The following is a 12446-nucleotide window of genomic DNA, read 5'->3' as shown; positions in this document are numbered from 1 at the left end:
CGGTGTCCTCCTCCACCGACCACGGCCGCCCCGAGCACGAGACGGCACCCGCACCGCCCGCCGGGGGGCGGGCGATCTCCGACCGGGGCGACACCGTCTGCGTGATCGGGGCCGGGGCCAGCGGGCTCGCCGCCCTCAAGAACCTGCGGGAACACGGGTTCGGCGTCGACTGCTACGAACGGGAGACCGGCGTCGGCGGCGCGTGGAACTGGCGCCACGACCGGAGCCCGGTGTACGCCAGCACCCACCTGATCTCGTCGCGTCCGCTGACCCAGTTCCCCGACTTCCCGATGCCCGACGACTGGCCGGACTACCCGCACCACGCCCAACTCCTGTCCTACTTCGAGCGCTACGCCGACCACTTCGACCTGCGGTCGCACATCTGGTTCGGCACCGAGGTCGTCCGGGTCGAGCCGGTCGACGGCGACCGGTGGGACGTGACCACCCGCTCCACCGGCGGGTACGGCCCGGAGCGCACCTCCCGGTACGCCGCCGTCCTGGTGGCCAACGGCCACAACTGGTCGCCGAACCTGCCCGGATACGAGGGGCTGGAGCAGTTCCGGGGCGAGGTCATGCACTCCTCGTCCTACAAGGACGCCACCCAGCTGCGTGGCAAGCGGGTGCTCGTGGTCGGCGCCGGCAACACCGGTTGTGACCTGGCCGTCGAGGCCGCCCAGCAGGCCGCCCAGTGCTGGCACTCGACCCGGCGCGGCTACTGGTACGCCCCGAAGTACGCCTTCGGTCGACCGATCGACCAGGTGAACGACACCCTCCTGCGCCTGCGGGTGCCGTTGCGGATGCGACAGTGGCTCTACCACCGGACGCTGCGGTTGACAGTCGGCGACCTGACCCGGTTCGGCCTGCCCCGCCCCGACCACCGGGTCTACGAGACCCATCCGATCGCCAACAGTCAGCTCGTCCACTACGTCGGACACGGCCGGATCACCCCGGTCCCGGACGTCGCCAGGTTCCACGCCACCGCCGTCGAGTTGGCGGACGGCCGGCGGATCGAACCCGAGCTCGTCGTCTTCGCCACCGGCTACCTGCCGCGCTTCGAGTTCCTCGACCCGACGGTGCTCGGCGGCACCGAGGCCGAGACCCGGCCCCGGCTCTGGCTCAACGCCTTCGTCCCGGGACGACCGACCCTCGCCGTCGCCGGACTGGTGCAGTCGGACTCCGGTGTCTTCCCGCTGACGCACTGGCAGACCGTCCTGTTCGCCCGGCTGCTGAAGCTCCGGTCCGAACGCCCCGACCGGGCCGAGGCGTTCGCCGCCCGGGTCCAGGCCGGTGCCGGTCAGCGGTACGCCGGCCGGGTCGTCCCCACCAGTCGGCACTGGTTCGAGGTGGCCCACGTCGACTACCTGCGCGCCCTGCAGCGTGCCCTGCACGAGCTGGAGGCGAAGTGACGATGCAGACCGACCGGGTGCGGGTCGTGCGGGCTCGGGAGTGGGCCGATCCGGTCCGTCCGGCCCGCCGGGAGGTGCGCAGCGCCCAGCCCGAGTTGGAGGAGGGGAAGCCGCCGCTGCTCTTCGTGCCCGGCTTCGGCCACGGGGCGTGGACGTTCGCCGAACACTGGCTGGGGCACGCCGCGCAGCGGGGGTTCCCGGCGTACGCGCTCAGCCTGCGCGGGCACGGCGAGAGCGAACCGGCACCGGAGGCGACGCTGTCGGCGTACGTCCACGACGTGACCCAGGTGGCGGCGGGGCTGCCGCGCCAGGCGGTGCTGGTGGGGCACGGTGCCGGGGCACTGGTGGTGGCGCACGCGCTGGCCCGCTACCCGGCCCGGGCGGCGGTCCTGGTGGCTCCGGTCTTCGGCGGCTGGGCAGCCCTCGGTTCGGCGCTGCGGGCCAACCCCGCCGGCACCCTACCGGCGGTCTTCGGTGGGCCGCTGCGCCTGGACCGGCGGCAACTGTTCGGCCCGGACCTGCCCGAACCGCAGGCCCGTGAGTACGTCTCCCGGCTCGGCCGCGCCGGTCGGCGGGCCCAGTGGCAGCTGCTCACCGCCCCGGAGCCGGAACCGCCGGTGGGTACGCCACCGGTGTTGGTGCTGGGCAGCCCCGACGACCGGGTGGTACCGCCGGCCGCGCTGACCCGGGCGGCCGGTCGGTACGGTGCCGCGCCCCTGCTCTTCCCCGGGATGGGACACGACCTGATGCTCGACGTGCGGTGGCAGGAGCCGATCGACGCGATCCTGGACTGGTTGGGCAAGAGCTGACCGGCCCGGTACGGCCGGTGCCGGTCAGGCGGTGCCGCCGAGCCGGTGCAGCAGGGAACCGTTCTCGTCGAGGGCGCTCAGGTAGGACCGGGCCCAGGCCCGGATGTCATGTCGACGTAGGTGCTCCCGCATGCCCCGCATCCGGGTCGCGACGTCGGCGGGGTCGGCCTGCAACGCGGAGAGCAGCCCCTGCTTGAGCCCCTCCAGGTCGTGCGGGTTGACCAGGTACGCCTGGGACAGCTCGGCCGCCGCGCCGGCGAACTCGCTGAGCAGCAGCGCCCCGGTGTCGTCGACCCGGGCCGCCACGTACTCCTTGGCGACCAGGTTCATCCCGTCGCGCAGCGGGGTCACCGCCATCACGTCGGCGACCCGGTAGAGGGCTGCCAACTCGATCCGGTCGAAGGGCTGGGTGAGGTAGTGGATGGCGGGCTCACCCACCCGGCCGAACTCGCCGTTGATCCGACCCACCTCGCGTTCGACCCGGTCCCGCAGGATCTGGTACTGACCGACCCGCTCCCGACTGGGGACCGCCACCTGGACCAGCACCGTGTCGCGGACCTTGATGTGCCCGCTGGCAAGCAGCTCGCTGTACGCGGTCAACCGCTGCTCGATGCCCTTGGTGTAGTCCATCCGGTCGACGCTGAGGATGACCCGTTCCGGGTCGCCGAGATCCCGACGGAACCGTTGGGCACGCTCGGCCACCTCGGTCCGGGCCGACAGCGCCGACAGCTCGTCGGTGTCGATGGAGACCGGGAACGCGCCGATGCGTACCACCCGGTCGTCGACGGCGATCCGGCGGTCGGTGGCGGAGACCCCGAGCACCTTCGTGGCCAGCTGGGCGAAGTTGTGCGCCGCCTGGGCCCGCTGGAACCCGACCAGGTCCGCGCCGAGCATGCCGTGCAGCAGCTCCGCCCGGCGGGGCAGCTGCATGAACAGCTCCGGCGGGGGGAACGGCACGTGCAGGAAGAACCCGATCCGCAGGTCGGGGCGGAGCCGCCGGAGCAGGCCCGGCACCAGCTGCAGGTGGTAGTCCTGTACCCAGACGATCGCGCCGGGCTCGGCGACGGCCGCCGTCGCCTCGGCGTACCGCTGGTTGACCCGCTGGTACGCCTCCCACCACCGGCGGTGGTGTTCGGGTTGCTCCACGGCGTCGTGGTAGAGCGGCCAGAGGGTGGCGTTGGCGAACCCCTCGTAGTGGTCGCGCAGGTCGTCCCGGGTCAACGGGACGGTGTGCAGGCGTACCCCGTCCACGTCGGGCAGGCTCGGCGCGGGACCACTCCCGCCGGCCCAGCCCACCCAGGTGGCGGGGGTCTGTCTGAGCAGGGGGTGCAGGGCGCTCACCAGACCACCGGGGCTGCGGCGCCACTCGCAGGCGCCGTCGAGCGCCACACTGTCGTCTATGGGGAGGCGCATCGCCACCACCACGAGGGAACTCTGTCGCATCTGGGGGCATTCCGATCAGCCGGGACCGACCGCCCAGAAGGGGGAGCGCCGGGGCAGTCGGTGCGGGAGGGAAGTGACGGACAGCGGAATTCCTACTGACGGTAAGTTACACCACTGTGACCCTCGTCCCGGAGGTGGGCCGCGCACCGGCGTACGGCCGGACGGCGGTGACGCTGCGTCGACCGCCCCGAGGTCAGACGACCGCGCCGTCGTCCGGGTCGTCATCGGCGTCCCCGGGACGCAGTCGCCAGATCAGCGTGACGAACCCGGCGAGTATGCCGGTGAACCCGAGCAGGGTGACCACCGAGCGGTCCACCGGCAGCAGGGTCGGGAAGACGAAGAGCACGAAGCCGAGGACCAGGGCCAACACCCCGACCACCGCGTACTTCGACATCCGGGGCAGCGGTGGTGGGGGCGGGGGGACGTACCGGTCGTCGGTGTCGTCGTCGGGCAGCTGCGCGCCGAAGGTGTCCAGCCCGTCGAGCAGCGACGGCTCGTCGCCCCGGTCCCGGGGGCCGACGGAGATCCCGGAGACGTCGGCGGCGTACGGCAGTCGGCGCACGTCGGTGGCGGTCGGGGCACCCGCGTCCTCGGTGCCGTTGCGGGTCGACGAGCCCGCCACCGGCCCCGGCTCGTCGTCGTCCACGTCCTCGGCCGCCGGCCAGGAGCGCCGCTCCGGTGCTGTGGACTCGTGGTAGCCGGCCACGATCCGGGCCCACTCGGCGTCGACGTCCGGTTCCTGTCGGGAACGCCCCGGCGAGGTCTCGTCGGTGAGCTGGGTGAGGTAGTCGCGGGCGGTGGTCAGGTGGGACCTGTCGACGTAGAGGCGGTCGACCGGGCGGGCCGGCACGGTGGTGGTCCGGGTGACCGGGTTCAGGTCGGCGGAGGGTTGCAGGTAGGCGGCGATCCCCCCGGCGGCGAGCACGTCGAGGAGGTGCTCGCCCACGCGCGGATCCACGTCGCCGGCGACGGCGTACTCGCTCGCGTCGAGCCCGTTGTCCCGCCGTCCCCGGCGGGCCCCACCCGATGACACCCGGACATCCTCCTCACCGCGCTTCGCGGCGCGCCCCGCGTCCAGCCCTGCGCATCGACCCACACCCCGTGCCCTGAATCGTGACACGACCGGGCGACTTCCGGGAGTGCCTTGTGTCGCGTCTGCCAAAACTCGACGGGTCCGGATCCGCGCCACCCCGTCTCCCCGGGGAGCCCCCGGGTGCTCGACACCGGCCGGGACCGTGACAGGACCCGGAGCCCGACCGCCGCCGGAGCCCCGGCGACAACCGGGGCGGAAGTCCGTTTTGTCGGAATACCCGCGCCCGGGTCGCGCGGGTGCCGGTCACCACCTGTCGGCAGTGGCGAGCCGGACCAGTCCCGGCACGTCGTGGCGGTCGGCGAAGGTCCGTACCCGCAACAGGGCTGCCGTCGCCGCCGCCGGACGACCGGCCGCCGCCAACACCGGCACCGACAGGGCGCTGGTCAGGACCAGGTCCGTCACGTCGGCCATCCGGCCGTAGCTGCGCAGCGCCCGGCTGAACAACTCACCGGCGGTCCGTCGATCCCCGGCCTCCCCGAGCCGGGTCGCCTCGGCGACCTGCCCCGCCGCCTCGGCCCACGGGGTCATCCGAGGCGCCCGGGTCAGCAGCCGACCCAGCAGCCGGGCGGCCTCCCCGCCGAGCACCGCGGCCACGTGACCCACTGTCGGCACCCACTCGGCGAACGGGATCATCCGGGTCCGCCGCCAGTCCTCGTCCAACTCGACGAGGAGCCGCAGCGCCTCGACCCGACGCCCCTGCACCGCCCGGCAGAGCGCGGCGTGCGCCAACGTCGAGTGCAGCACCCGGTGGAAGCCGCTGCGGCGGGCGGCCGACAGTGCCTGCTCCAGGTGCGCGTCCGCCGTCGGGTCCCCGGCGTCGCCCGGCCCGGTCCGCAGCGCCCGCATCCAACCCGAGACCGCCACGATGTGCAGGTCCCACTCCGCTGTCGGGCGGCGGGTCGACTCGTCGGCCAGGCCCAGAGCCGTCGTCCAGTCACCCGCGTGGTACGACCGGCTCCACTGGTCGTCGAAGCTGGTGGCCAGGCTGTGCCCGCCCGCCGGGTCCAGCGAACGCTCCTCCTCCACCAGCCGCGCCGACCCGGCGAGGTCGCCCTCCTCCTGCAAGGCCCAGGCCAGGTTGTGCACCGCCCGCCGTCGACTGGTCAACCGCTCCACCCGGCAGTGTTCGGTGACCTCGGCCAGCTCCCCGTACGCCTCGGCGACCCCGCACAGGTAACGGGAGACGGCCAGGGTGATCCGGGCATTGGCCTGGGCCTCCCGCAGTTCGAGCCGTTCGGCGAGGTCGGCGGCGGCCCGGGCCGCCGCGCAGGCAGCGTCGGTCTCGGCGTTGAGCATCCGGACCCGGGCCAACTCCAGCAGCGCCTCGGCCTTCTCCCCGGTGTCCGGCAACTCGTCGTAGAGCCCGATCGCCCGGTCCAGACAGCGCATCGTCTCGGGCCGGTCCGCCCGGCTCCACGCCGCGATCGCCAACAGGGTCCAGGCCCGGGCGGTACGCGGCCGGTCCCCGGCCAGGGTCAGCTGGTCGACGAGACGGGCCAGCCGACGCTGCCCGTCCGAGGCCAGGAACGCGTCCCGGTCCCGGTAGAGCGCCAACTCCGCGTCGAGCAGCTCCAACGCCGGGTCCGGCTCGCCGGTCAGGTCGAGCGCCCGGCCGACCAGGGTCGCCGCGGTGTCCAGCGCCGGCAGCTCGTACGCCCGTCGGGCGGCCCGGTACAGGGCGGCCCGGGCGGGTGCCGTGTAACCCGCCGGGTCCAGCCCGATGGTCCGGGCGATCTCGTGGGCGGTCCACCTGTGGTTGGCCAGGACCTCGGCCAGGTCCTCCTGCCGACCGTCGGCCCGCTGCTCCAACCAGTCCGCGGTACGCCGGTGCCGCTGGACCCGCTCGGCCCGGGGCAACCGCTGGTAGCACACGTCGCGTACCAGGATGTGCCGGAACCGGTACTCCGGTTGACCCGGCATGCTCGTGGTGGGCTGCTCGTGGATCAGGTCGCGGCGTTGCAACCGGGTCAGGGCGCGCTGCACCCACTCCAACGGGCGGCCCAGCGCGGTGGCCACCGGCCCCGGCCAGAACTGCACGCCGACGACGGCGGCGGCCTGCAACACCGCCCGGTCGGCCGGATCGAGCAGGTCCAGCCGGTTGGCGATCACCGCCTGCACGGTCCGGGGGATCTCCGGCCCGGCACCGGGATCGGGCCGACCCAGCCGGTCGGCGGGACCGAGGAGCCCCCCGTCGAGCAGCATCCGGGCGTACTCCTGGGCGTAGAGCGGGTTGCCGTCGGCGAACTCGATCAGCGGGGCCCGGGCGGTGGCCGGCAACACCGCCTGGCCGAGCAGCAGGGAGTAGAGCGTGTCGATGTCCTCGTCGTGCATCGGGGGCACCGAGATCGACATCGCCCCGCTGATCGTCCCCGTCCAGGCCGGGTGCCGTTCCCGCAGCTCGGGTCGGGCGGTGGCGACGATCAGCAACGGTACGCCCCGGGCCGCCGCGCCGAGCTGCTCGACGAAGGCGAGCATCGCCTCGTCGGCCCAGTGCATGTCCTCGAAGACGAGCACTGTCGGACCGGTGGTGGCCAGGGTGAGCAGGAAACGCCGCCAGGACGCCTCGGCCGCCCCGGGCTGGAGGCGCTCGCCGGGCAGGCCGATCAGCGGGCCGATCACCTCGGCCAGCCGCAGTGGGGACGCCCCGGGCAGCTGCCCGAGGCGCTGACGCAGCCGCTCCCGCAGGGCCGCCGGATCGTCGTCGGCGGGCATCCCGACCCAGCCCCGGACCACGTCGGCGAGGGCGGCGTACGCGACGTTCTCCCCGAAGGGCGGACACTGGCCGACCAGCCAGGTGACCGGGGGACCGGGCAGGCTGGCGGCGTGTCGGGCCAACTCGCGCAGGAGTCTGCTCTTGCCCACCCCGGCCGGACCGAAGACGGTCACCAGCTGGGCGGTGCCCTCGGTGACGGTACGGTGCAGGGCGCTGACGAGCAGGCCCCGCTCGTGCTCCCGGTCCACCATCGGGGTCAGCTCGCTGGTCCGCGGATCGGGCTGCGGCCGGACCCGGACCGCCAGCCAGATCCGGCTCACGGCCGACCGTCCGCGCAACGTCACCGGCGGCCGGTCGGCGTACTCCATCTCGTGCCGGGTGGCCGAGAAGGTGCTCTCGTCGACCACCACCCCGCCGGGCGGGGCGAGGCCCTGGAGCCGGCTGGCGGTGTTGACCACGTCGCCGGTGACGAAGGCCTGTCCGCCGTCGCGGGTGGCGGTGAGGTCGACGAGGGCCTCCCCGGTGGCGACGCCCACCCGGAAGGTCAGCGGCTGCTCACCGGTGGTCTGCCGACCCAGGTTGCGCTGGAGCTCCAGCCCGGCCCGTACGCACCGCAGGGCGTCGTTGTCGGTGGCCACCGGTGCCCCGAACAGCGCCATCACCGCGTCCCCGATGTACTTCTCGACCACCCCGCCGTACTGGTGCACGAGTCGCCGTACGGTGGCGAAGTAGGTCTGTTGCAGGGCCCGGGCCTGTTCGGGGTCGGCGCGCTCGGCGTACGTGGTGAAGTCCACGATGTCGATGAAGAGCACGCTGACGTGTCGACGGTCCTCCTGCACCACGGGTACCTGCTCACGCAGCGGTTGACCGCAGTTGGTGCAGAAGTTCGCCTCGGCGCCGTTGGGGTGTCCACAGGTGGCGCAGGGGACCACCATCGCCCGTCCACAGCCGCCGCAGAAGCGGTCGTGGGGGCCGGCCGGCTGGGAGCAGTGTCCGCACTTGAGGTCGATGACCCTGAAGTCCTTTCTGGTCGCTCAGTCAGGTACCCGACGTGCAACAGGACCGTCATGCAGATCGACTGCGATTAGTCTTCCCTACGCAGTGGTTCGTTGTCAGGAGGATGCCGTGCACGTACGACTGTCCACCCCGTGGACCGACCCGCAGGGGACGCTCCGCGCTCGTGGCGAGACCGTCGACGTCGACGCGGTGACGCTGGCCAGACTGGAGGAGCAGGGCATGGTGGAGAACCCGGACGGCCAGTCGGTCGACCCGCAGAAGATCGGTCCCGGTCCCGGTGCGCCCCCGGAGAAGATCGGTCCCGGACCCGGCGCCCCGCCGGAGAAGATCGGTCCCGGTCCGGGCGCTCCGCCCGCCGACGGCGCCGGGAGGTGACCGACCGGCGTGGACCGGCCGGGCGACGGCCCGCCGGTCCGCGCCGTCACACCACCCCGGAGGATCGCTCCGACGGGTCGGGTCAGCGGTCGTTCATCCCGGCGCGTCGGCGCAGCGCCGCCACGTCGGTGACCACGATCCGCCGGCCCTCGGTGCGCAGCCAACCACGGCTGGCGAACGATCCGATCGCCTGGTTGACGCTCTGCCGGGAGCCGCCGGCCATCTCGGCGAGCTGGCTCTGGTTCAGTTCGATGGTGATCATCGGAGCCTGGCTCTCCCCGGCCAGCCGGACCAGGGTCTTTGCCACCCGGCCCGGCAGGTCGAGGAAGACGTGATCGGCGTTCTGCTCGGTCAACCTGCGGATCAGCGCGCCGAGGGAGCGCATCACCGCGTCGAGGATGCGCGGGTTGGAGTGAACCAGCTCCATGAAGGCCGGTCGCGACAGCGCCAGCGCGGCACAGTCCTCGATGGCCTCGGCGGACGCCGACCGGGTGGAGGCGTCCAGGAGGGAGACCTCGCCCAGGACGTCCGGCGGGCGGACCACCGACAGGACCGCGCGCTCGCCGGTCGGGGCGGTCCGGAAGACCGCCACGGCACCGCGCCGGAGCACGATCAGCGACTCACCCGGGTCGTTCTCGACGAAGAGCAGCTGACCCTTGCGGTACGTTCGTGGTACGGCAGCCGCGATCACCCGTTGGCGGACCTCCGGCTCCAGGCCGGCGAACAGGTCGACACCCGTGAGCGCGTCACCCGGCTCCGGCAGGCGCATCTCCACGTCCTGACCCCTCCCCGGTAAAGGACCAATTGGCAGCCGGGTGAACCTGACAGCCCCCGGTGCGAGGCGATCTGAACCGGTTCGGCGTCCGGTAGCGTTACACATCAGATCATGACGCCCCGGTCGCTTGCTGTACACCCCTGGAGCCACTTCCGTTACAGCCCCGACCAGCGCCGCGACCCGCAACGACCATCCGTGTGGGCATTTCCGGACCGACGGTGGTCCGCCGACGGCCGACCGCGTGGGGCGGGCCGACCGACCGGGCCGGTCGGGTCGCCCGAACCGCCTGTCCCGGTGGCCCGACCGGTGGGGCACGGCGAGGTCCGGTACCCGGCGTGCGGACGCCGCAGGGCGTGGGCCAGGATGGTCGGGATGGTCTACCGCTATTTCTACGACTGTGAGTTCATCGAGGACGGCACCGTCGTCGACCTCGTCTCGATCGGTGTCGTCGACGAGTACGGCCGCGAGTTCTACGCCGTCTCCACCGAGTTCGACGACGCCCGGGCGGTGCCCTGGGTCCGTCGTAACGTGCTCGACAAGCTGCCCTCTCCGGCCGACCGGGCCTGGCGCTCGCGGGAGCGGATCCGCGACGAGCTGTACGAGTTCCTCGTCGAGCCGATCCGGGGGCGTCCCGGCGAGCAGCTGGAGCTGTGGGCCTGGTACGCCGCGTACGACCACGTGGTGTTGGCGCAGCTGTGGGGGGCCATGCCGGCCCTGCCCCGGGAGATCCCCCGGTTCACCAAGGAGCTGCGCCAGCTCTGGGACGACAGGGGTCGGCCGACGCTGCCGGAGGCCGCCTCGGCCCGGCACGACGCGCTCGTCGACGCCCGGCACAACCTCGCCCGGTGGCGGGCGATGACCGGCGGCTGAGCCCGTCCGGTCGACGGGCGACCCGGCCGGTGTCCGAAAAGTTGACCCCTCACAAGTTTGACCACTTCTGCCCTGGGCACCGGTTGGATTTTCGCCGACGACGGAGAAGGGGTCCAGCAATGAGCCAGGAGTCGACAAGCGCCGCCGAGGCTCGCCGCCGAGTCACCGAGATGATCCGGGCGGCGCGGATCTGCATGCTGACCACGACGTCAGTCGATGGTCACCTGGTGAGTAGGCCGATGGGGTTGCAGGAGGCGGAGTTCGACGGGGACCTGTGGTTCTTCACCTCCACCGACTCCGCCAAGGTCCGTCAGCTCCGGGTCAACCCGGAGGTGAACGTGACCTTCGCCGACCAGCAGAACAAGTCCTGGGTCTCGCTGACCGGTACCGCCACCGAGGGGTTCGACAGGGAGCGGGCGGAGTGGCTGTGGAGTCCGTTGCTCAGCGTCTGGTTCCCGGACGGACTGGACACCCCCGGGCTGACCCTGGTCAAGGTGCACGTCAGTGCCGCGGAGTACTGGGACTCGCCGAACAGCACCGTGGTCAACCTGCTCGACTTCGCCCGTTCGGCGGTCGCCGGTCGACCACCCCGCAGCGGTGAGAACGAGTCGGTGCGGTTCTGAGACCTGCCGCCGGTCCCGGGGCGCGCTGTCGGCCGATGGTCAGGGCGACTACAGTTCGAACTGACGGCCCGCCCCGGGCCGGCAACGGCGCCGACGGTCTGACCTGACCCAATATCCTGGGGCAAATCGGGCTTAACCTGATTCCTCAGGAGGATGAGCAGATCATGCGTATCGGCGTGCTCACCGGTGGTGGCGACTGTCCAGGTCTGAACGCGGTCATCCGGGCGGTGGTCCGTAAGGGTGTCGGCACCTACGGTCACGAGTTCGTGGGCTTCCAGGACGGGTGGAAGGGCCCGCTGGAGGGCCTCTCCAAGCCCCTGGGTATCGCCGAGGTGCGCGGCATCCTGCCGCGCGGCGGCACCATCCTCGGCTCGTCCCGGACCAACCCGTTCAAGATCGAGAACGGGGTCGAGCGGATCAAGGAGAACCTCGCCGCGCAGGGCGTCGACGCCCTGATCGCGATCGGCGGCGAGGACACCCTCGGTGTCGCCACCAAGCTGCACGAGCTGGGCGTCAACGTCATCGGGGTGCCGAAGACCATCGACAACGACCTCGGTGCCACCGACTACACCTTCGGGTTCGACACCGCTGTCAACATCGCGATGGAGGCCATCGACCGGCTGCACACCACCGCCGAGAGCCACCACCGCACCCTGGTGGTCGAGGTGATGGGTCGGCACGCCGGGTGGATCGCCCTGCACGCCGGCCTGGCCGGTGGCGCGAACGTGATCCTGCTGCCCGAGCGCAAGTTCGACGTCGAGCAGGTCGCGGGCTACGTCAACAAGCGGTTCGACCACCAGTACGCCCCGATCGTGGTGGTCGCCGAGGGCGCCCAGCCGATCGACGGCCAGATGGTCCTGCACAACCAGGAGCTGGACTCCTTCGGTCACGTCCGCCTCGGCGGCATCGGCCAGTGGCTCGCCGAGCAGCTGGAGGCCAAGACCGGCAAGGAGGCCCGGACGGTCGTCCTCGGCCACATCCAGCGCGGTGGCACCCCGACCGCCTTCGACCGGGTGCTCGCCACCCGGCTCGGTCTCCAGGCGATCGACGCCGTGCACGAGGCCGACTGGGGCAAGATGGTCGCGATGCAGAGCACCGACATCGTCCGGGTGCCGCTGGCCGAGGCCACGGCCGAGCTGAAGACGGTTCCCCTGGAGCGGTACGCCGAGGCCGAGGTCTTCTTCGGTAGCTGAGGCGTCGAACCGGCGACGCGGGGGGGGGGGGGGGGGCCCGCCGGCGGGCCCACGCGGCAAGGGGGGGCCGGGGGGGTGAAACCAAGGGCGAAAACGTGGGACAAAAAGGTAGAGTGGGGGGTGGGGGGA

The 12446-nt window shown here is 72.4% G+C and carries 10 protein-coding genes; 6 read left to right on the top strand and 4 right to left on the bottom strand.

The features are described from left to right. The first annotated feature begins 2 nt into the window (after positions 1-2). Complete coding sequence (locus ABT336_RS07930) at positions 3-1406, top strand: flavin-containing monooxygenase (protein ID WP_350895767.1); 1404 nt, start codon at positions 3-5, stop codon at positions 1404-1406. Positions 1407-1408: 2 nt separating this feature from the next. After that, positions 1409-2215: an alpha/beta hydrolase gene (locus ABT336_RS07925; RefSeq protein WP_350895806.1), complete on the top strand. Its 807-nt coding sequence runs from the start codon at positions 1409-1411 to the stop codon at positions 2213-2215. A 24-nt stretch (positions 2216-2239) separates the two neighbouring features. Here the strand turns inward: ABT336_RS07925 and ABT336_RS07920 are convergent, their stop codons facing one another. From ABT336_RS07920 to ABT336_RS07910, 3 genes are all read right to left on the bottom strand, one after another. Beyond that, positions 2240-3658: an alpha,alpha-trehalose-phosphate synthase (UDP-forming) gene (locus ABT336_RS07920; RefSeq protein WP_350895765.1), complete on the bottom strand. Its 1419-nt coding sequence runs from the start codon at positions 3656-3658 to the stop codon at positions 2240-2242. 193 nt (positions 3659-3851) lie between these two features. Continuing rightward, a complete protein-coding gene (locus tag ABT336_RS07915; RefSeq protein ID WP_350895764.1) occupies positions 3852-4691 on the bottom strand; it encodes a DUF308 domain-containing protein in 840 nt (279 codons plus the stop codon). Positions 4692-4994: 303 nt separating this feature from the next. Then, positions 4995-8474 carry an ATP-binding protein gene (locus ABT336_RS07910; RefSeq protein WP_350895805.1) on the bottom strand — a complete coding sequence of 1160 codons (3480 nt, stop codon included), beginning with the start codon at positions 8472-8474 and terminating at the stop codon, positions 4995-4997. Positions 8475-8589: 115 nt separating this feature from the next. Here ABT336_RS07910 and ABT336_RS07905 point away from each other — a divergent pair, with 115 nt between their 5' ends. Beyond that, the gene (locus tag ABT336_RS07905; protein ID WP_350895763.1) at positions 8590-8856 is read left to right on the top strand and encodes a hypothetical protein; all 267 of its coding nucleotides are present in this window, start codon (positions 8590-8592) and stop codon (positions 8854-8856) included. 82 nt (positions 8857-8938) lie between these two features. Here ABT336_RS07905 and ABT336_RS07900 read toward each other — a convergent pair whose 3' ends face one another. After that, positions 8939-9631 carry a Crp/Fnr family transcriptional regulator gene (locus ABT336_RS07900; protein ID WP_350895762.1) on the bottom strand — a complete coding sequence of 231 codons (693 nt, stop codon included), beginning with the start codon at positions 9629-9631 and terminating at the stop codon, positions 8939-8941. Between the two features lie 372 nt (positions 9632-10003). Here ABT336_RS07900 and ABT336_RS07895 point away from each other — a divergent pair, with 372 nt between their 5' ends. The 3 genes from ABT336_RS07895 (at position 10004) to ABT336_RS07885 (ending at position 12317) form a co-directional block, all read left to right on the top strand. Beyond that, the gene (locus ABT336_RS07895; RefSeq protein WP_350895761.1) at positions 10004-10501 is read left to right on the top strand and encodes a polyadenylate-specific 3'-exoribonuclease AS; all 498 of its coding nucleotides are present in this window, start codon (positions 10004-10006) and stop codon (positions 10499-10501) included. Positions 10502-10620: 119 nt separating this feature from the next. Beyond that, the gene (locus ABT336_RS07890) at positions 10621-11124 is read left to right on the top strand and encodes a pyridoxamine 5'-phosphate oxidase family protein (protein ID WP_350895760.1); all 504 of its coding nucleotides are present in this window, start codon (positions 10621-10623) and stop codon (positions 11122-11124) included. 164 nt (positions 11125-11288) lie between these two features. Further along, complete coding sequence (locus ABT336_RS07885; protein WP_350895759.1) at positions 11289-12317, top strand: 6-phosphofructokinase; 1029 nt, start codon at positions 11289-11291, stop codon at positions 12315-12317. Positions 12318-12446 lie beyond the last annotated feature (129 nt).

The organism is Micromonospora sp. NPDC000207 (assembly GCF_040300925.1).
Taxonomy (GTDB): Bacteria; Actinomycetota; Actinomycetes; order Mycobacteriales; family Micromonosporaceae; genus Micromonospora.
The sequence above is the reverse complement of the archived record's forward strand: the minus strand, read 5'-3'. Positions and strand labels throughout refer to the sequence as shown.